This is a genomic window from Chryseobacterium sp. JK1, assembly GCF_050632815.1.
GTDB lineage: Bacteria > Bacteroidota > Bacteroidia > Flavobacteriales > Weeksellaceae > Chryseobacterium.
This window is the reverse complement of the sequence record NZ_JBODRU010000001.1, coordinates 1,334,321-1,354,844: the sequence shown is the minus strand read 5'-3', so window position 1 is coordinate 1,354,844 and position 20,524 is coordinate 1,334,321. Positions and strand designations below refer to the sequence as shown.

Sequence of the window (20,524 nt, the reverse complement as noted above, 5' to 3'; positions counted from 1 at the left end):
AATTAATTTAAATTGAAAACCTCTTTACCACTTTTGGAAAATCCTGTACACAGTTCAAACGCTTTTTGAGACTTCATTTGAGCTGTTCCGCCCATAACAATGGATTGTAATTTGGCTTCGTCATCTTTGTAGGTTTTTACATTCTGGTAGAAACCTGTCACCGCATTGTAAGCACCGAATAAAGTTCCTTTCGTGGTTTCCATTTGCTGGGCATCACTCATCATCGCATAAGCAAATGCATCATCTACCGTATTTTTAAAAACCGTAGACAATTCTTTAAAATTTCCTTTCTGCAGATGGCTTAAAGTTTCCTTATTGGGACAGAGTGCCAATTGAATTAATTTTTTCATTTCAGTATCACCAATTTTAATTTTTGCCCAATAATTAAAAGTTTCTTCTAATTGATTGCTAAGCAAATTTGCTAACCCCATGACTTTGTGAGCATCTTCCAAACGTTGTTTTGCGCCTGCAGTATGTCGAATTCTCACCACGTTACTCATATTTTTGAGTGAAGCATTCAAGGTATTTTGGCAAACGATACGAATGGGAGTAAATGCAGCGGTAATACTACCACTTCCATCATGTGAGGTCGTCAGAAAAATATATTTTTCTGTAATATCATCTCCGTTTCCCACACGGATATAATCGGGAAGTTTAGCTGTGATAAAAATTCGCTCTCCATTTCCCAATGCTCCTGCAGTCTCGTACAAAATACCATTACCCCCACCTACAATGGCATCAAAAAAAGAAAATGCTTCACGATTTTGTACAATGTGATAATCCTTTCCAACTACTCCTAATACGGTATTGTTATCGGTACGGACATTGGCGAAGTAATTAGGAACTTCTAATTCTGAATCACTCATTATGAGTTCATCTTGCGATTCTGTTAGACCAATTCCTTTTGTAAATAATCGAGACTTTTCTACCTCGTAGTCAAGCCCTGCAAATCTAATAGCTTCTTCACTTGTAGGATTTTCTTCAACAATCTTTCCTAAATTGTGCCATGCTTTTTCTTTTACAGTGAAAAATGAGTATTTTCCTGTTCTGTCGTTGAAATTTAAATTATGTGCCATGATATTGTTATTAAAATATTATACAGTTGTTTTTGATTGATTTAAAATGGGAGGTCATCATCCTTATCCTTATCGCTTTCACTGGATTTAGGTTGACCAATTTCCTTGTCATTTGTTTTGTTGGAAGGTGTAGAATTACTTTCAGCTCTTTTATTACTACTATGTAATTTAATTTGTGATGTATGGAAGTTCAGATCTGCGTGTGCTTCTCCATCTTTTCCTATCCATGCTCTTGTGTAAACTCTTCCAATAAGCTTTACTAATGTCCCTTTAATAAGTAATCCCGCTACTTTTGAAGAAATCCAATAGGAGCAGCAATCAAAGAAAGTTGTCTGTTCCATTCGCTCGTTTTGTTTGTTGCGATAATTGTCATTGGTAGCAATAGAGAAATTGACTACTTGTTTTTTGTTTGACAGAGTACGAACTTCCACATCTCTTGTCAGTCTTCCGATAATGTTCATAACTGTTCTTTTCAAGATTGTACATTTTAATATGTTTTGAATCTCTTCTCCGTCCTTTCTCTGAAAGCCCTCGTGGGCTTCGCTGAATATTTTTCAAAAGAAAAACCGGAAAAAAGAAAGCAGATATAAAATGTTGGCAAAGAAAACAACCAAAAGGAAACGGAATAATTGGAGGGTACCTTAGGGAGGAAACCGTTTATGCCGTAGTCTTTTGGTGGGAGAAGCTGACGGTTGGCAACAATATCTTAGCTACCTTTTTACCAGTTTATTTATGAAAAATTTTTATCTTATTGAAATAAAGTATAGTAAAAACTTTTACAAGTATTTTGCAGTTAAAAAATTTATGAAACATAAGTCTCTTATCTCATCAGAAGTGTATCTTAATTATATACAATGTAAAAGGTTACAATCTCTAGGTTTCTTTTAAATTAGATAATAATGAAACTTAGAGATCGTAAGGAAAAACTGACTAATGTAAATTATCAAGACAAATTAGAATGGGAAAACTCTCCTACTGTAGATTGCAATATAGAAATTGAATATTAAATATTTATTGTTTGGTTTTAATAGAGCTAATGCTTTATTATAACTTTGAAATGACTCCTCCAGCAATGACATTCTTCCATATTATTCTCACTATAAAGTAAGAAATTTTGCCTGTAAAAACATATCTTTCTTTACTAGATCATTTTGAAAACCTAAATCAATATATTTTGAACTTTTTTCAAAGTCTCTAATAAACACCAAAGGATCGTGCAATATAGTAGTAAGATCCAACCTTTCTAAGAGGATCGTTTGCTTTTCAGTGAACCGTAAGGACTTTCCAACATTCTTGTTGATATAATTATCAGATAATGTAAGTAAGCTATCAATCTCAGCTATTGTATTCTTCTTTTGCTAAGAGCAATTAACACCTAACATAAATAATAGGAGTGGGAATTTTTTTTCAACATCGCCGCGAAAGAAATAATAATTTATTAATCGAAACCCTGTAATAGAAACAGTTTCCTACAATCGTAAATTCATTTATAAAAATATTCCAATTGGAAAATATTCTATTATAATTTAACTATTGATAATATTTTGATTAAATAAATACTGTCAATACCAAAAGATAACCTAAATATTTGTTTTGACTTTTCTATTTACATTAAAAATCATTTTATTTTAATACTTCTTTAGATAATTAAGATTTTAGATATCAACAAGATTAAATCAAGCTACATCATACATTATAAGTTTTATAAACATACCAGACTTTTGATAATTTTATAATAAAGATAAATACTAGTAATACAATAAAAAATTACCTCAAATTCAATAAAAAACATAAAATTTAACATTAAAAAAATAGTAATAATTCTATAAATATTTTAAACTATTATATATAAATTTGCATTGTATTAATCATATAAAACTTGCACACAATGAAAAAATCCACCTTTTGCTGACAACACTGTTGACTTCAGCAACTTTTTACTCCCAAGTAGGGGTCAATACAGCTACCCCAACCCAAACCCTTGATGTTAATGGCACGGCAAGAATCAGACAAACCCCGGTAGCATCGAACCTTGGAACCTCTAACCTGTTAATTTCTCAAGCCAATGGTGATATCTATCAAATTGCACCCAATACTGTAACTGCACAACTTAAGATCCCAACTACAGTATTAAGTGTTAGGCTTGCAACACCTGGTACTACCCTATTACCAGGAGGAAATGTAATAAATACTGTAAGCTATGATACTATTGATATCGCTCCACAAGCAAGTATAGGCAGCTGGAATGCAGCTACCAATACATTCACAGTTAACACTGCTGGAGTATATCAAATTTCAGGAAGTATCCAGCTATCTGATTTCAGTAACCCAAGTGCCAATTTTTCCATTGTAACAACTTCATTCACCCAAAATGCGGGAGGCCTTACATTAGCTGGTAACAGATATACTGTAAATCAGGTTTTATCCCTAAAGCTTAATCCTGGTGACACGGTTAAATGCAATATAAATACTGGAGGGACTGATACGTTTTACGAAGAAAATGCAATTATGTCCATTATCTATACTCCTTTATAATCAAACTTATTAAAAGAATGAGTGTACCTACTAATCTAAATATCTCATCCATGATAAAATTCTGCACCATTTGTTCTTTTAGATTTTTAGCACAAAAATTTTAAAAAGGTTTTGAGATTTTTTAGACTCAGAAAATCCATATAATGTTCCTGAATTATTTTAAGCTTAAAATAACCTAAAAGCCACTGATTATCACAGTGGCTTTTCTTTTGTTAATTCTTGTTCTTTCATAAATAAGTAGATTTATTGTCAACCTATTTTAGGACGACTCAATATATCGACATAAATAAACAAATCAATTACTTACACTGATCAACAATGAAACATCTTCATCATCTAATTTGATTTTAGTAGCATTAATTAATTCTGTTAATTGTATAACATTAGTTGCACTGGCAATGGGTGCTGTAATTCCAGGTTGATGAATAATCCAAGCTAGTGCAATGCTCCCAGGAACCGTCTCATGCTTTTCAGCAACAATATCAAGTGCTTTAAGGATATTGAGCCCGCGTTCAGTAAAATATTTTTCTAAAAAACTTACTCTTTTGCTATCCTTAATTGCAGCAAGATTCCGATATTTGCCTGTCAGAAATCCACTTGCAAGAGAAAAATAGCTGATCACACTTAAGTTATTCGCTGCCGTGATAGGTAGTATATCTTTCTCAAAATCAGCTCTATCAAATAGGTTATACTCTGGCTGAAATGTTTGGTATGTGGGAAGATTATTAGTTCTACTTACTTTTATGGATTCTTCAAGTCGTTCAGGACTGAAATTGGATGCGCCAATTATTCTTACCTTTCCAGCTTTTATCAAGCAATCGTATGCTTCTAAAGTTTCTTCAATAGATGTTTCAAAATCATCATAATGCGATTGATAAAGATCAATGTAATCTGTATTTAACCGCTTCAAAGAAGCTTCTGCAGCACTTATTATATACTTCTTACTTAGTCCTCTTTTATCTGGAGCCATTTCGGCCCCTACTTTTGTTGCCAATACAATTTGATCTCTTTTCCCGGACTTTTTCAACCATTTACCGATGGCTAGCTCTGATTCTCCCCCATTATGTCCATCAACCCATTTAGAGTATACATCTGCTGTATCTATAGCATTGAAACCTTGCTCTGTAAAAAAATCCAGTAACTTAAAAGTTGTAGCTTCATTCGCTGTCCATCCGAAAACATTGGTTCCGAATACCAGCGGTGCAATTGTAATATCGGATGCACCTAATTTTCTGTTTTTTAGCATAATCTACTATTTTTTAACAATTCAAAAGTACACTATAATCGATTTTATAGAAAACAATAAAATTAAAAAAGTAAATTTGTTCATCAATAATGAACTTATGATTCAATCCGTACAAAAAACCTTCCAAATTTTAGAATATATAGCTTCCAATGGGAATTTCACTAGAGTTAATGATGTTGCAAAAGCTCTTGATATGGAAAAGACAACCGTACATGGCTTTATAAAAAGTCTTAAAGAACTGGGATATCTTGAACAAGATGAATTAAGTCCAAGATATAGGATAACATCCAAACTTGAATGCTTGTACGCGCCAGCATTTTCTATCATTGATCTTAAAAAAGAGTTACGTCCCATTTTAGAAAATATAACTGCTGCTACTCACGAATCATCATATTTAGCTGTACAGATGGGATATTATTATAGACATGAATTGAAATGTGAACCCAATAGATCAGTAAAAATCACACTGAATATGGGTAAAGACTATGAAATGAGTACCACTGCTATTGGTAAAGCATTTCTTGCTTATTCTGAACATCTACAACGTGGATTAAAAGACTTATCTGATGAAAACCATCTTATTACACAAGAAATAAATAGTATTAAAGAAAACGGATATGCATTAGATCTCGGAGCTTATGATCCTGATCTGAACTGTGTCGCAATGCCTATATTCTTGAAAAATAAAGTAATTGCTGTACTTTGTGTATCAGGTCCCTCATACAGATTTATGCATGGACAATTCACAACAACACTAAAGACAATGCATCTTCTTTTAGAAAAACATGGAAAATATACAACTCGTTTAAAATTATAAATTACATAATTTTACTTTCTTTCACCTGCTTTAATCCATCAAAATCGGGCAAGGTCAACTTATATACCGGATTCTAAGAATTATAAAAGCAGTTCTCAATTTTTTCTTTCCTAAGCCAGTACCAAATAATGCTTCAACAAAATACATTTGTTTTTTTAATAACTGAATAGAGTAATATCATCTGTATTGCCCATTATGATTTTATATTCCTAAGTAGATCAATATATACTTCAGAAATAGCTGAACACAACTAGAGCCATACAGAAAGTAAAAAATGAGCTTTAAAGAAAGTTATCGTATCTTTTGTTTTCAGAAATTTGTACTATAAAATTGACATATGGACATCTTAAAAATAAGTACAGAATGGGCACGAGCAGAATTACTCTCAGCAAAAATTGTTGGTTTATTTAGTATTATAACTATTCTAAGTTCTGCAGGATTTGCTATATGGGGTAAATCAATTACTGCCAGAGCTTTTATAATTCCGATGATCATTTCAGGTATTTTTCTGGCAGTTGTCGGTGTTGGCTTGTATGCAGCTAATAAACCTCGTATAGAGCAATTCACAAAACTATACAAGATTGATAGTACAAAATTTACACAAAATGAAATTGCTAGAACAGCAAAATCTCAAGCTGATTTTAAAACAGTATTTAAGGTACTACCCGCCATTGTTATCGTAGCCGCTATCATATTTATGTTTTCTGCATCAGCTAACTGGAAGGCTATAACAATTACTGTTATTATAATGTCTTCGTTTCTAATGATTGTTGACAGCAATACAGAGACCAGAAATAATGACTATCGCGAAAAATTATTAAAATTTGCAAGATTATGACAAAGATTATTCCACAAAGCGAAAATTCATTCGTTTATTCTTGTACTTCACAAGATCAGTGGGGATATGAGCAATTTATTTCCGAACATATCTTAGCATTCCAGATATCTGGTGAAACTCATATCTTCCATCAGCAAGGCTTTTTTGTACTTAAAAAAAATCGCATCCTTTTAGCACATAAAAATCAATTAGCTAAAACATTGAAAATCCCGGGATCTGCAAAAGAATATAAAGCAGTCTCTATTATCCTCAAGGCTGAAGACTTAAAAAAAATAGCAGCAATTTATAATGTTGCTTGTGACAAAAAATACTCCGGGAAAAATAATATCATATTACCTTCGGATAATTTTCTAAAAAGTTATTTTCAGTCTCTTATCCCTTATTTGGAACAACCAGAGATTGGAAGTAATGGGATGATATTTTCTAAAATTTCGGAAGCAGTCGAATTATTACTCAATATTAACCCTGAATTCAAAAACTTTTTATTTGATTTCAGTGAACCTCACAAAATTAATCTTGAGAATTTCATGCTCAATAATTTTCAATACAATACCTCCATAGAAAACTTTGCCAGACTTTCAGGTAGAAGCTTAGCATCGTTTAAACGTGATTTTTCAGATGTGTTTACTATTCCTCCAGCAAAGTGGTTAAAAGAAAAAAGGCTGGAAGAGGCATATAGACTTATTCACCTTGAAAACAAAAAATCATCAGACATTTACTTAGAATTAGGATTTGAAAACCTATCTCATTTTTATACTGCATTTAAAAAAAAGTATGGTGTTACGCCCACTGAAAGTTTAACAATCAAAAAATAAGAAAATGAATTACGAACAAAAAATTACAGATGCGGAAGACCGCTTAGCTATTCGTCAATTAGTAGATAATTATGCTTTTTGCGCTGATACAAGAAATGCGCAGGGACAAATGGATTTGTTTACAGAAGACACCAATTTTGAGGTTTATTACGATCCGGAATCAGACACTCCATCGCAGGTTGTCAGCAGCAGAACTGATTTATTTCCCGTGTTTGATAATCTGAATACATATAAAAGAACCATGCATTTTAATGGACAAAATTCTCTGGAACTCAACGGTAACCATGCGAAGGGAATCGTTTATTGTCTAGCACATCATTTAACTATAGAAGATGGTAAACAAAAACTAATGGTGGCAGCTATTAAATACCACGATACTTACATAAAGCAAAATGGAAAATGGCTTTTTGCAGAACGTAAGTTACTTGTGGATTGGATTGAAAACCGATAAAACAACTCATTTCTTCTAAGAAATATAAAAATATTATGAGCAATACAATATTAATAACAGGGAGTAGTAGCGGAATTGGAAAAGCAACTGCAATATTATTTGCAGAACATGGCTGGAATGTAATTGCTACAATGCGTACACCGGAAAACATTGCAGAATTCAAAGATTTTAAAAACATTTGCGTTACATCGCTTGATGTATTAGATATAGCAAGCATTAATAATACTATACAAGATGGACTTAAGCGCTTCGGTAAAATTGATGTTTTAGTCAACAATGCTGGATACGGTGCATTTGGTCCTTTGGAAGTTTTTGACAGAGAAAGTATTATCCGTCAATTCAACACCAACGTTATTGGTCTATTAGATGTAACCCGATCAATTATCCCTCATTTCAGAGCAAATCATACTGGTATTATTATTAATGTTTCTTCGATGGGTGGTAGATTTGCATTTCCCTATGGAACTTTATATCATGGGACAAAATTTGCGGTAGAAGGTATTTCAGAATCTTTGAGCTTTGAAATGGCAACTATCGGTGTTAAAGTTAAAATTATTGAACCAGGTGCAACAAATACAAATTTTGCAGGTCGTTCCCTTGATTTTAAAAATGATGAAAATATTGAGGAATATCAGAAGCTAATAACCAAACTCATTAAAATGATAGAGGAAGTCAATGCAAATAGCGTCCCTTCAAGTGTAGTAGCAGAAAAAATTTATGAAGCGGCGACTGATGGTACAAATCGTTTGCGCTATCCGGCGACTCCTGATGCAGAAACATTACTTGAAAAACGCTCTAATGAAAGTGATGATATTTTTTTGGGTGGATTTAAAACACACTTTGGCCTATAATCACTATAGACAATAATTGAGTGTAAAGTATATAAACAACAATTTTTTTAAAAAGTTAGTTTTGATAAAAGTTTTTAAATCGTAAATGCATCTTGTTTTTTGAAATGTTCATTGTATTACCGAATATTCTTTAAATAGCTAGTTCTTAAATACTGTAAATATTGTTTTCATCATTTGTGACTTACTTTTATCAATACTATTTAAATTAATAAATGAAAGTTGATATACAAAATCCCATATACAATCTGATAATCAAATACATAAAACTTTCACATACCATAATATTGCTAGTTGAAATTTTATACTAAACATATTTTTCAATAAATAACTGGCAGTATTAGTAAATATCCTCCTTTTTTCTATTTCCTTTAAAATTAAAATCAATATTCTTGTTGAGACAGGCCTTTTATGAGTCCATCTGGTTTTCCGAGCCTTACAAAAATAAAATGTGAGTTAAACAACAAGTGTTTTGGGGTTTAGATTTGAGAATTTTGTAAAAAATTGTCATGAAAATATAGTACATATAGTTCTTTAAACAAAAAGAATATTCTCCTTTTGAAATCTAGAAATTAACACTTAAAGAAGGATTATATTCGGATGAAGTTCTCATCAAAATTGTAGCTACAGGAGTTGGCATACACACTGATATTATGGTTCCAAAGTTAATTGATTTATACAAAACAGGACTTTTCCTATCTGACGAACTTATTACTCAATACAAATTTGAGAAGATCCCTAAAGCTGTAGAAGATTTTAAAAATGGGAAAGTAACAAGGGCTGTAATAAAAATGGAAGACCAATAATAGTAATAACATTCAAAAACAAAATTTAAATGATAACAATAAACAAAATTTACGTAAATGGTGAATTTGTAACACCACACGGCGAGGAGGTAATGGACTTAATTAGTCCAACCACTAATGAGAAAGTAGGCGAAGTGACATTGGGTGATGAAATCGATACACAAAACGCCGCCTTAGTAGCAAAAGAAGCATTAAAATCCTTTAAAAATACAACTAAAGAAGAACGCATAAAATATTTAGAAAAGGTGCGTGATATTTTAATAAAACGTAAACAAGACTTTACTGATATAATGGTGAACGAATATGGTGGAACGGTTTACTTCTGCTCTTTTGTAGCTCAAAATGCTATTGATGACTTCAATGCGATGATTGATACCCTAAAAGAATTTGATCTAAATCCAAAAGAAGGGACTTCTCAAATTCAATTAGTTCCAGTGGGTGTAGTTGGAATCATTATTCCTTGGAATATGAGCAACGGCTTTATTTGTACTAAACTTTCAACGGCTATTGCAGCAGGCTGTACAGTTGTTGTAAAACCAAGTGAACTCAGTGTCCAACAAACCCAATTCATTTCCGAAGTTTTTCACGAGGCGGGATTACCAAAAGGTGTTATCAATTTTGTAAATGGGTATGGAAATACAGTTGGTGTGGAAATTACAAGAAATGCAGATATTGATAAAATTTCATTTACAGGATCTACAGCTGTTGGAAAACTAATTGCCAAAGGAGCTGTAGACACGATGAAACGAGTAACTTTAGAATTGGGTGGAAAATCGCCAAATATCATTTTGGATGATGCTAATTTTTCAGAAGCCCTCCCTACAGCAGTTTACTCAGCATTCTTAAATAGTGGTCAAGCTTGTGCTGCAGCGACGAGATTACTAGTCCCAAAATCCAGACTAGATGAAGCCAATGCCATTCTAAAAAACTTTATTGAGACCAATGTAAAAGTGGGAGACCCATCCAATCCGGATACATTGATAGGCCCCATGGTAAGCCAAAAACAATTTGATCGTGTAGAAGAATATATTAAAATAGGTATCGAAGAAGGCGCAACATTATTAGTGGGTGGCCACGGAAAACCTACAGGTTTAGAAGCCGGAAATTATGTAAAACCCACCATATTTACCAATGTTGATAATCATATGAGAATAGCACAAGAAGAGATTTTTGGACCAGTCCTAGTGGTCATTCCATATGAAGATGAAAATGATGCAATTAGAATTGCTAATGATAGTCCTTATGGATTGGCAGCATATATAAGTGCAGGAGATAAGGAAAGGGCATATCGCATCGCTTCTAAATTAGATGCTGGACGAGTTTGTGTTAATGGTTTATCACATGATTCCAAAGCTCCATTCGGAGGATTTAAACAAAGTGGTATCGGAAGAGAATATGGTCGATTTGGTTTGGAAGAATACTTGGAGGCTAGAGCAGTTTTGGGCTAAACAAAGTATTTGTTACAAATAAAGTTATTTGAAATAGTCAAGATTTGATATAACAATAGAAAAAAAAATTTAAGCAGCTGGTGTTAATCGTACAGCTGTTTATCTTTTCTTATCTATAAGATTTTCTTCAAAGCTTGCCAAAATATTTTTTCTATCATTAGAACTCTAGCTATCTCATTAACCCTATCATTAAGGTCAAAAGCTTCATAATGAGTATTCCCGTACTACATTCACATATTTACCTTAAAGAGTAGCAATACCTCTAATTTTAACAAAGTAATGAGTATATTACATTCTAAGATATCTTGGATTATATCAATCTTATCTTAAAATATTTTTCAAGAACTACGATAACCGTTTCAGGCCATAAGTCCTCAGGAATATACTTGCTGCCAGTTCTGGGATAGGTAATGAATTTCTTTTCATACAAGCTTTGGGCAATCTGTAAAACCTCATCGGCAGAAAGACCAAGCTTCCTGTTGGCTTCTTTCTGTAATTCCGTGAGATCGAAAAGTAACGGAGACTGTTCCTGCACTGTTGTAATGGATACATCTTCTACAATAGCTTTTCCCTCCCGCTCGATGGATTTTTGGATTTGTTCTGACTGCTTTTTTTCTTTCCATTGTAATAGTGAAAGACTGGTGAAGTCTGTATATTCTTTTCTGTGATTCAGCTCGATTTGAAAGTACTTTTGCTTGGTGAAGTTTTGATTTTGTAGGAATCTTTGACAGATTAAAGCAAGAGTTGGTGTTTGTACTCTGCCTAATGAATAAACATCTTGGTTTCCTGCGATGGTTAATGCCTGAGTAGCATTGATTCCTACCAGCCAGTCCGCTTCGCTTCTGGCTTTAGCAGCTTCATACAAACTGTCAAAGGTATCGCCTGGCTGAAGCTTGTTGAAGCCTTCCTGTATTGCTTTTTCAGTAAGGGAACTGATCCAGAGTCTTTCGAAATGTTTATTGCATTGTAGGTAGTGATAGATATAGCGGCAGATCAACTCTCCTTCCCTTCCAGCATCTGTGGCGACAATAATACTACTGCATTGGTTGATGACTTTTTTTATTGTGTTGAGTTGTTTTAAAGCGGAAGGATCTGGCTCATAGCCGTTGGGCTTCTTTAGTTTTTTGGGAGTCAGAATAAAAGGGTTCGGAAAGATAGGCAAAGAGGCTTTGTTAAAGCCTCTTATACCATAATCCTCTGGCATTCCTAATGCGATCAGATGTCCTAATGCCCAGGTGACACAATAGCCATTACCGGATAAATAACCATCTTTCTTTTCATGAGCTCCTAACAATTGTGCGATTTCTCTTGCGACACTCGGTTTTTCTGCGATGATTGCTTTCATATGATGGATTTAGATGATTATTATAGTTTTTGCCCTCTTGGTTTTCTAACCTTTTTTTGCTGATCCTCCTGCTGTTTATTGGCAGGCTGCTGCTGTTTTGATTCTAAAGGCTCCTTCACATTTTTAGTAGCCTCATTGGTTTTACCATGGGTGTTAACCGCAGTTTGCGTTTTATGATCTTCTGTAGGCTTTGCCTCTTCTTTGAGCTTATTAGGATGATTAAAGGAGAAATCGGTTTTAAAGGTTTCTTTATTGAAGGTAATATAGCCTTGATATGCTTTACCTCTAGCATCGGTAAGGCCATCAACGTACACGGTTTGCCCAGCTTTGAACTTTTCATATTGTGAATCGTCCAGCTCTTTTCCTCTGAATATTTTGGGTGCTTCTTTATCCGAAAGTGGATTTTGTTGTTGGTTATGATGATGTTGTTGACTTTGTTGCGGTGCCTGGTTATTGTTGAATAAAAATTCCACATACCGCTTATCCGCATTGAACTGTACGGTGGCATCGAAAAGTTCACCTTTTTTAGAGGTCATGCCTTCAAGATACAATGGACCTCCTTCCAATAGTGTTTGTTTCTGATGTTCATCAAGTTGTATTCCTTTGATTTCATCAGGAATTTTCATGTACTCTGCTCTATAGGCAACCAATTCATTGGTTAAACGATCACGGCTGATCACTGATGGAATGATTTCATCTGTTTTTAGGATTGACAAGGTCTACTACCCTGCCCATATTCCCGGTTTCTCTAAGGTTCTTTTTGTCTTCATCACTGAACTGATGCCCTAAGAATTTATTATTGAGACTGGGCTCTTTTCGGATTCCATGCAGATGAACGGCAACCTGTCCTGTATCTCCTGTTTGGAGAGATAATCGAACATCCATTTTGCTCACTGCCGTTCCCAAATTAATGGTAATGGGAATTAATGTATTGGTTTTAAAACCTCTGAGTAATGAATCCATAGCATTCATTTTTTCAAGCTTCTCCTGATTAAGTCCGAACTTCTCCATCGTTTTCCAGTCGATTTGCTCAGGCTGAAAACGATATTCCTGATTGTCTGTTTTGTTGTCCATTGTATTTTGATTTTGGGATTGTTATTGTTTTTAGGTAAAACTTCGTAGTCTTTCAGCTTTTCTTTTTCTTCGGGTGACGCCTGATCGACATGTTTTTGGAGATCGTTAGCGGTATTAACTGCATCGTATTCTGAAACTTTGAAAAAGTTGAAATGCGTGGGATTTTTAAGCTGCCGGTAAAAATTGGAAAAGAAGTTGGAGAATAAATCGCCGTGCTTATCAACTCTGATCAGCGGCTCATTATCCTTTTTTTCTTGTGGAGGAACCTTTTGCAGATTCCCATCTTGATCAATTCCTTTGACCATTTCAACCTGGTTGGTATGAATGTTCAGGACTATTAGAGTGTCTGTTGATGGTTTGAGTTCATAGGGTTCCTGAGGAGTTATCAATTCATTTTCCATTGTATTTCATTTAATGGAACCAAGGTATAGGTCAATTAAAAAAATCCTGAAGATTGGAATGGTGATGAATAGTTTGGCTGTAGATGTCTTGTTACGATCAAGAGTTTAAACATTCTCTAATCAATTGATGGACATCAGAAAGCTTATAATACAGCTTTCCGCTGATCGTATAGTAAGGCAGCTTTTTATCAGTCCGGTATCGCTGTAATGATCGGGAACTTATCTTTAAAAGTTGTAAAACATACTGGTTATCCAAAAGCTGCTCTCCGTCTACTTCTATAAATCTGGATTGGTTCTTAATCATTTGCTCTTTCAATAGGTCAAATCTTTCCATAATTCTCTCCATCCAGGCTATAAATTCTGTTCTCTCAATATTCATAACTGTGATTTTTATGATTGTTGGTGATGTAAAATTGGACAACAGAAATGATATAAAATCACTACTTTTTCGTAGTACCCAAAAGATTTTGGTTTTAATCAATAAAAAATACTGCAAGAATTTATTCTTTGCAGTATTTTTATGTGTTTTTAGAATCGCTGAACCTTGCTATTTAGGGGAAAAAAGCTACTCTATTAGTTTTGGAATTTTACAAAATCCAGATAAAAAGAAGGATTTCCTGCATTGAATGAAGCTGGTATAATTCCATTTGTTTTACCCCCAAAGACAGTATAAGTTCCGGGGGTCGCAAAATATAATACACGGTTTTGATCTCTTGGAAACATGAATGCAGCAGTGTTTGATCCACAGTAACTTCTCCAGACATCACCAATTCCATTAATATAGAAAAAGTAATCATTACAGTCAGAATTGATGGCGACTCCACATCTGAAAAAATACCAACCCTTAGCTGGAATTGTTACCTGAATTCCCGTATTCAATCCAGAGGCCCCGGTGCCCCCTGTAAAAGGATTTATCAATATTCCGGTATATGGTGTCCAATTATTCGCAAATGCCGTAGTAACAGTGGATGACCATGTTGCTAAACCATTAGTGTCACTTGTAAGTACATAACCCAGCTGCTGAGTACCGTCTTTAATCTGAAGGGCTCCATTAGTAGTTCCGTTGTCAATAACAACTTTTGCATTAGAAGCACCCAATGGTACGGTATTGGTTCCCATCAGTACTTTTCCTGTACCGTTGATACTCAAATTGTTTCCAGCCATTGCAATATTAGTAGCTTGCAAAAGAGTTCCTCCCAGTTTTACATCTGTAGCTGACAATGTAATACCGTTACTCGCAGTCACTTTTGAAAGTATTTCCCATGTCGAAGTAGGCCCTGTAAGTCCAGTACTAATAAGTTCTAAGCTTTGGTTTGCGGACACAATAACGCTGGGGTTGCCATTAATGGTCTCTGGAGATGTGGAATTTACCGTAATGCTAAAGTTTGTATTATTTTTAATTCTATAAATGCGTCCTTTATAATTTCCAATTCCACTTATAGCAGGAGGCAGGGTAAAAATAGCATCGGAAATTCCATTATAAGAGACATGGAAATCTGATGAGGTTAAATTATAAGAGTTTGTATTAACAAAGTTATAATTTGCTGCTAATGATCCGGAAATATCCATGGTGGAACCGGGATTTGCAGTATTAATACCAATATTTCCTACCTGAGAAAAGACAATAGCAGGGCTTAAAGCCAACATTGCAAAAAATAATTTTGTATAAATCTTACCCATTCTTTATTGTTTTATATATCTTATTTGATATTGTTATTACAGGAGTAAAGATATCTGAAGATTTATAGAGAAATTTATAAATATTGTGGAAATACATTGATAAGGTTGTGGAAAAATATCCACAAATATAAATTCAAAGAGTGAGTTTTTCAATACAATGAATTGTTACTAACCTAAGGGATTGGAAATTATGAAATAGAAGGAAGAAGACGATTTTTATGATAATTATTTATTAGTAATTTTTTAAACTTGTAAATGACAAACTTTATAAGTGATTATATGAACCAAACTCTAGATGAAATAAAGCTTATTGCTCCTTTTTTCATATGGAGCCGTTGGTAAATATAGTTCGTATATCCGTCTTTCTTTCTGAAATCAAAGTTTGTAGTTTGTCCAATAAAATCACTACTTTTTCGTAGTAACGAAAAAGTAGTGATTTTTTTAAATAGCATTTAAGAATGATCGACATCTTAATCCATAAGATAATAATGGAAGCGATAAAATTGTTTTAATTCGTAAATTCAATTCTAAGTATCTGATCAGATATTTTTTATTTTGAAACAAAAGCCATAATTTTATTAATGATTTAAATACATCAGCTCATATAGGAAATCTATCTGTTTAAATGTATTGAAGTAATTTTATTGTTCTCTTATTAATATCCATCATTAATGGCCAATAATCGCAAATCAATTTACAGTGCACTTGCCGCTAACCTACTGATCGCTCTTACAAAGTTTATTGCAGGGGCATTTACCAATAGTTCTTCCATGATATCCGAAGGAATTCATTCAACAGTAGATACCGCGAATCAGCTGCTGCTTTTATATGGAATCAAAAGGAGTAGGAAGCCCGCAGATGAGTCTCATCCATTTGGGTACGGCAAGGAGCTCTATTTCTGGTCCTTCGTGGTTTCAATTCTTATATTTGGTTTAGGGGGTGCTTTATCTATCTATCAGGGAATTTTACACATTATGGAACCCGAGGTGATGAAAGATCCATTCTGGAATTATGTCGTATTGATACTTTCCCTTATTTTCGAAGGTACCTCTTTGTTTATCGCTGTAAAAGAATTTAACAAGACCCGTAACGGGTTGAGATGGTGGGATGCAATCATCAAAAGCAAAGATCCGGGAAGCTTTCTTGTGGTTTTTGAAGATGGTGCCGCAGTGGCCGGTCTGCTTGTTGTTATGATATTAATGGGGATCAGCCACTGGTTACAAATTCCTGAATTGGATGGGCTGGCATCGGTAATCGTAGGCTTAATACTGGTTTTTGTCTCGCTTATTCTGGCCAGGGAAAGCAGGAGCCTTCTGATGGGTGAAGGCATAGCACCTGAAACAAGAGAAAAGATTGCTAAACTGGCTGAAAAAGATACTGCTGTCGTCAGAACAAAAAGTATACTCTCTACGTACCAGTCACCTGAAGAAGTGGTACTGATGCTGATCATCGATTTCGAAGATCATCTTGATACAGAAGAGATCACAGAGGCCATACATCGTATTCGTGACCATATTAAAAATGAATTCCCATTCGTAAGGTTCGTAATTATTCAACCGGAATAACTCATTATATTTTATGATCTTGGGAATTTTCAATTTTCGATACATAAGCAAAACAATGACTAAAAACTCCCTAAACTGACAATCGATCACAATTTATAGCAGAATGTTATGAATTTTTGAATGGATACTCTTCGTATACGGTATTGATAAGTTCATCAGAATGAATATTTCGTGAAAAAATGGGATAGTGAAAAGCATCAAGCTTGTTAAGAATACGAATGAGGTCCATCTTTTCTTTATGAGTAAGATTTCCTGCGACGATATTGGTAGCATGACGAATCTTCTCCATTTGCTTTTCCAAAACGATAAGTCCTATTTCGGAAATTCGAATCAATTTACTACGTTTATCGTTATTAGAATCAGTTTGCTCAATAAGTCCCTGGCGCAGCAGTCTTGTAATAATAAGCATGCCTACTGGTTTGTCCTGAATATTCTTTTTGATAAGGGCCATTTTAGTCATTTCACCAAAAGCTTTTAAATTAATCAGGTAGATAAAGTCTTCCTGAGTCGAAAATTCAGAATTTACAATAGCAGACTTTGAATAAGTCTTCGCATAGCGATTTAAATGAACAATTAATGTGCTTATTGCACTTTCAGCTGTTCTTCCGTTCTCTTTTCCTTCCCAATACGGTTCATCAGGAACACTCTTTACTTTCTCTCCACCTGAAACCCATAATTTAAAGCCTTCAATAGTAGGTGGATAAGAATTCGAAGATGTTTTATTATCTGACTCAAATTCCTCAAGAAGAGTCATAAATTCTTTAATAAGGGCAAAATTCATTTTAAAAAAATACTATACAAATATACCAGCTTTAGATTTAATATTAATTCTCTACTCAGGACATATTAAGTTTGTTCAAAAAATGATAAAAAAAAACTTACTATTTTATACACAATTTATCGTTCCTAAATAACAAGTATATAAATAAACTAAAAACAAAAAAAATTGTCCGAAACTTTATCAGCTTCGGACAATTTGTATATACGATCTTAAAATTAATTTGTTTTTTTTCTCCATTCAGCCTTAACATCTTCCGCTGCATCTTTTGTACTTCCCCATGCTTCATCGGCTTTATCTTTGATATCTTCCCATGCATCAGAAACATTTGATTTCACTCTATCTAACCAGTCCTCCTGTGTTGCTTCCTGATCATTATCTCTTTTTTCATTGATATAATCTTTCGCTTTATCCGCTAACTCATTAATCTTCCATTTCGCATTATCCGCTGCATTCTTTAAAGAGTTTTCGGTTTCATTAACTGCTTTTTCCGCTTTGTTATAATCTGAATTATTCATAATATAATATTTTAGTAATTGGTATATAAATAAACAATTTCTGTACCTAAAATATTATTCAAAACGTTAAAATTTCTTAAAATATCAAATTATCATTTATAACAATTACTGCATATTAACCTATTTACCTCATATTCAAAGCATAATTTATTCTATCATGGAAGTGTATGATGATGATGTTTTTGCGTCTGATGAAACCCTATTTACCTCTACCAAGGTTTTTAACCATTCCTTTAAAAATAATTCCATGAAACGGAAGGACCATAAACCAATATATTCTCCCCCACAGGCCTTTTGGGCGGAATACAGCTTTCTGCCATATCTTATTTTTATACACTTTAAACATGAGCCAGGCATCTCCAGGAAGCTTCATTTCTGCCAATAAAATCAGCTTTCCCTCTTTACGGTCTGCGTACAAAACCCTCCAGAAATCCAAAGCATCTCCCTCTTTAAGGTCTGAGGGATGCCTTCTCCCTCTTCTAAGTCCCGGTCCGCCAAACATTTTATCAATGAAACCTCTTATTTTCCACAGCCCCTGCCCATACCAGCCATTATTATCTCCTAACTGGAAAATCCTATTCACACAAGCTTCCCAACTGTCATACTCTTCACTCCTTAGATCTGTAAAACAACCAAATTTAGGTACATCCTGATATTCTTTTAAAGTTGAATCATTCCGGCTGCTGATAAAACTGTCTTTCCAGCTTGAGATGATTTCATTGGACTGAATTTTTACCAATGTTCTCTGGAGTGCAGTTTCATAAGAAAACGGCTGTATCTGTGTGATGGATTTAATCTTTAATAAGCTTTCAGGTCTGCACACAACTTCTACTTTCATACTTCCCACAAGTGCCTTTGCCAAATTATAAGAGGTTGAAGTAATAAAATACAGCCAATAGGAAGAAAGCTTTGGAGTCATTACCGGAAGGGTAAAAATAGTTCTTTTCAATCCTCTTACTTCGGCAAACTTCAGCAACATATCTTTATAAGTAAGAACGTCATCACACCCTATATCAAAGTCTTTGCGGTAAGCCTGTTCTTTAAACAAAACAAAAATCAGAAAATCCAAGACGTTGGCAATTCCTATGGGCTGACATTTCGTATAAAGCCATTTAGGAGCGATCATTACAGGTAATTTTTCCACAAGATCTCTTATAATTTCAAAAGAAGCACTTCCTGAGCCAATAATAATACCCGCCCGAAGAACAGTCACCGGAATCTTACACTCCATCAGAATTTTTTCAACCTGATAACGCGAGCTTAAATGCTTTGACAATTGTTTTTCATTCACCAGACCGGAAAGATACACGATATGTCTACATCGTGTTGTTTCTATATATTCAGAAAAATTACCAGCACATTTCTTTTCGGAATCTTCATAATCTTCAGCAGTATTCATAGAATGCATCAGATAATATGCTCCTGTGATATCCTTAGGGATATTCTTTAATGTTTCAGACTTCAGAAAGTCAACCTCAATAAGTTCAATGCGCTTGTCATCGATATCCATTTCAGTTTCAAACCGATTGACATCCCTGCAGCAGCATATCACTTTATACCCCTGTGCCGCAATAACACTGATCATTCTTTTTCCAATATATCCTGTAGCACCGGTAAGCAAAATTTTTTCCATGGCATCTGAATTTAAATGGATCATAAAAAACATTATCCTGCCGATACACTCTTATATCTTTTCCAAAAGATGGCCAAAGTATTTTTTCTTCTTAGCAAGATAGCTTTCATTCACTTCATTAGAATCAATTTCTAAAGGAATTCTACTGTTGAGGATGATTCCGCTATTCTCTATGGATTTGATCTTATCTGGGTTATTAGTCATAAGATTAATCTTCCTTATTTCCAAAATATTTAACATTTTAACGGCCACATCAAAGTTTCTTCCATCTGCTGGGAGTCCCAGTTTCAGATTGGCCTCAACGGTATCCAATCCTTTTTCCTGCAGTTCATAAGCCCTCAGCTTGTTGATGATCCCAATATTTCTTCCTTCCTGACGAAGATAGATAATCACTCCACCCTTTTCAGACATATATGCCATCGCAGCATCCAGCTGCTGTCCACATTCGCATTTTTTGGAATGAAAAACTTCTCCTGTAATACATTCTGAATGAAAACGTACATTTACGGTTGTATTAAAATCTGTATTATCTGCCACCCAAACCAAATGAGGATTCCAGTCTCCTTCATTTTCTGAAAATGCATATACTGTGAACACCCCATAATCTGTAGGTATTTTTGATTGTGCTTGTATTTTGAGCATTTTTTCCC

General features: G+C 34.2%; 21 protein-coding genes and 1 pseudogene. 9 read left to right on the top strand and 13 right to left on the bottom strand.

Going from position 1 to position 20,524, the window contains the following annotated elements; all coding sequences use genetic code 11:
• Positions 1–2: 2 nt before the first annotated feature.
• Both ACQ76T_RS06010 and ACQ76T_RS06005 read right to left on the bottom strand, forming a co-directional pair.
• Complete coding sequence (locus ACQ76T_RS06010; RefSeq protein WP_431342420.1) at positions 3–1,076, bottom strand: DUF932 domain-containing protein; 1,074 nt, start codon at positions 1,074–1,076, stop codon at positions 3–5.
• A gap of 41 nt (positions 1,077–1,117) precedes the next feature.
• Positions 1,118–1,537, bottom strand: a complete 420-nt coding sequence (locus ACQ76T_RS06005; RefSeq protein ID WP_431343720.1) for a single-stranded DNA-binding protein — start codon at positions 1,535–1,537, stop codon at positions 1,118–1,120.
• A 1,444-nt stretch (positions 1,538–2,981) separates the two neighbouring features.
• Between ACQ76T_RS06005 and ACQ76T_RS06000 the strand changes: the two genes are divergently transcribed.
• Entirely contained in the window at positions 2,982–3,611 is a 630-nt protein-coding gene (locus tag ACQ76T_RS06000; RefSeq protein ID WP_431342419.1) for a hypothetical protein, read from the top strand.
• A 295-nt stretch (positions 3,612–3,906) separates the two neighbouring features.
• On the opposite strand, the gene ACQ76T_RS05995 is transcribed toward ACQ76T_RS06000, so the two are convergent.
• On the bottom strand, positions 3,907–4,857 hold the full coding sequence (locus tag ACQ76T_RS05995) for an aldo/keto reductase (RefSeq protein ID WP_431342418.1): 951 nt from the start codon (positions 4,855–4,857) through the stop codon (positions 3,907–3,909).
• Positions 4,858–4,954: 97 nt separating this feature from the next.
• Between ACQ76T_RS05995 and ACQ76T_RS05990 the strand changes: the two genes are divergently transcribed.
• The 7 genes from ACQ76T_RS05990 (at position 4,955) to ACQ76T_RS05960 (ending at position 10,880) form a co-directional block, all read left to right on the top strand.
• Positions 4,955–5,674, top strand: a complete 720-nt coding sequence (locus ACQ76T_RS05990; RefSeq protein ID WP_431342417.1) for an IclR family transcriptional regulator — start codon at positions 4,955–4,957, stop codon at positions 5,672–5,674.
• A 337-nt stretch (positions 5,675–6,011) separates the two neighbouring features.
• Entirely contained in the window at positions 6,012–6,512 is a 501-nt protein-coding gene (locus tag ACQ76T_RS05985; protein WP_431342416.1) for a hypothetical protein, read from the top strand.
• Positions 6,509–7,327: a helix-turn-helix domain-containing protein gene (locus ACQ76T_RS05980; protein WP_431342415.1), complete on the top strand. Its 819-nt coding sequence runs from the start codon at positions 6,509–6,511 to the stop codon at positions 7,325–7,327. Before ACQ76T_RS05985 ends, ACQ76T_RS05980 begins: the two co-directional genes overlap by 4 nt.
• 4 nt (positions 7,328–7,331) lie before the next feature.
• Entirely contained in the window at positions 7,332–7,778 is a 447-nt protein-coding gene (locus ACQ76T_RS05975) for a nuclear transport factor 2 family protein (RefSeq protein WP_431342414.1), read from the top strand.
• Between the two features lie 35 nt (positions 7,779–7,813).
• Positions 7,814–8,629, top strand: coding sequence for an SDR family oxidoreductase (locus ACQ76T_RS05970; protein ID WP_431342413.1), 816 nt, complete (start codon positions 7,814–7,816; stop codon positions 8,627–8,629).
• A gap of 650 nt (positions 8,630–9,279) precedes the next feature.
• Entirely contained in the window at positions 9,280–9,432 is a 153-nt protein-coding gene (locus ACQ76T_RS05965; protein WP_431342412.1) for a hypothetical protein, read from the top strand.
• A gap of 29 nt (positions 9,433–9,461) precedes the next feature.
• The gene (locus ACQ76T_RS05960) at positions 9,462–10,880 is read left to right on the top strand and encodes an aldehyde dehydrogenase family protein (protein WP_431342411.1); all 1,419 of its coding nucleotides are present in this window, start codon (positions 9,462–9,464) and stop codon (positions 10,878–10,880) included.
• A 358-nt stretch (positions 10,881–11,238) separates the two neighbouring features.
• Here the strand turns inward: ACQ76T_RS05960 and ACQ76T_RS05955 are convergent.
• From ACQ76T_RS05955 to ACQ76T_RS05930, 6 genes and pseudogenes are all read right to left on the bottom strand, one after another.
• Positions 11,239–12,225, bottom strand: a pseudogene (locus ACQ76T_RS05955) (DNA topoisomerase); the annotation flags it as partial.
• A gap of 20 nt (positions 12,226–12,245) precedes the next feature.
• Positions 12,246–12,941: a DUF3945 domain-containing protein gene (locus ACQ76T_RS05950; protein WP_431342410.1), complete on the bottom strand. Its 696-nt coding sequence runs from the start codon at positions 12,939–12,941 to the stop codon at positions 12,246–12,248.
• Positions 12,919–13,236: a DUF4099 domain-containing protein gene (locus tag ACQ76T_RS05945; protein WP_431342409.1), complete on the bottom strand. Its 318-nt coding sequence runs from the start codon at positions 13,234–13,236 to the stop codon at positions 12,919–12,921. Before ACQ76T_RS05945 ends, ACQ76T_RS05950 begins: the two co-directional genes overlap by 23 nt.
• The gene (locus ACQ76T_RS05940; protein WP_431342408.1) at positions 13,194–13,700 is read right to left on the bottom strand and encodes a hypothetical protein; all 507 of its coding nucleotides are present in this window, start codon (positions 13,698–13,700) and stop codon (positions 13,194–13,196) included. Before ACQ76T_RS05940 ends, ACQ76T_RS05945 begins: the two co-directional genes overlap by 43 nt.
• Positions 13,701–13,797: 97 nt before the next feature.
• Positions 13,798–14,079: a helix-turn-helix domain-containing protein gene (locus ACQ76T_RS05935; RefSeq protein ID WP_431342407.1), complete on the bottom strand. Its 282-nt coding sequence runs from the start codon at positions 14,077–14,079 to the stop codon at positions 13,798–13,800.
• A 194-nt stretch (positions 14,080–14,273) separates the two neighbouring features.
• A complete protein-coding gene (locus ACQ76T_RS05930) occupies positions 14,274–15,380 on the bottom strand; it encodes a hypothetical protein (RefSeq protein WP_431342406.1) in 1,107 nt (368 codons plus the stop codon).
• Positions 15,381–16,051: 671 nt separating this feature from the next.
• Here ACQ76T_RS05930 and ACQ76T_RS05925 point away from each other — a divergent pair.
• The gene (locus tag ACQ76T_RS05925) at positions 16,052–16,945 is read left to right on the top strand and encodes a cation diffusion facilitator family transporter (protein WP_431342405.1); all 894 of its coding nucleotides are present in this window, start codon (positions 16,052–16,054) and stop codon (positions 16,943–16,945) included.
• 106 nt (positions 16,946–17,051) lie between these two features.
• On the opposite strand, the gene ACQ76T_RS05920 is transcribed toward ACQ76T_RS05925, so the two are convergent.
• The 4 genes from ACQ76T_RS05920 to ribA form a co-directional block, all read right to left on the bottom strand.
• Positions 17,052–17,726: a MarR family winged helix-turn-helix transcriptional regulator gene (locus ACQ76T_RS05920; protein ID WP_431342404.1), complete on the bottom strand. Its 675-nt coding sequence runs from the start codon at positions 17,724–17,726 to the stop codon at positions 17,052–17,054.
• A 215-nt stretch (positions 17,727–17,941) separates the two neighbouring features.
• The gene (locus tag ACQ76T_RS05915) at positions 17,942–18,241 is read right to left on the bottom strand and encodes a hypothetical protein (protein WP_431342403.1); all 300 of its coding nucleotides are present in this window, start codon (positions 18,239–18,241) and stop codon (positions 17,942–17,944) included.
• 199 nt (positions 18,242–18,440) lie between these two features.
• Positions 18,441–19,874: an SDR family oxidoreductase gene (locus ACQ76T_RS05910; RefSeq protein ID WP_431342402.1), complete on the bottom strand. Its 1,434-nt coding sequence runs from the start codon at positions 19,872–19,874 to the stop codon at positions 18,441–18,443.
• Between the two features lie 51 nt (positions 19,875–19,925).
• A complete protein-coding gene (ribA, locus tag ACQ76T_RS05905; protein ID WP_431342401.1) occupies positions 19,926–20,516 on the bottom strand; it encodes a GTP cyclohydrolase II in 591 nt (196 codons plus the stop codon).
• Positions 20,517–20,524 lie beyond the last annotated feature (8 nt).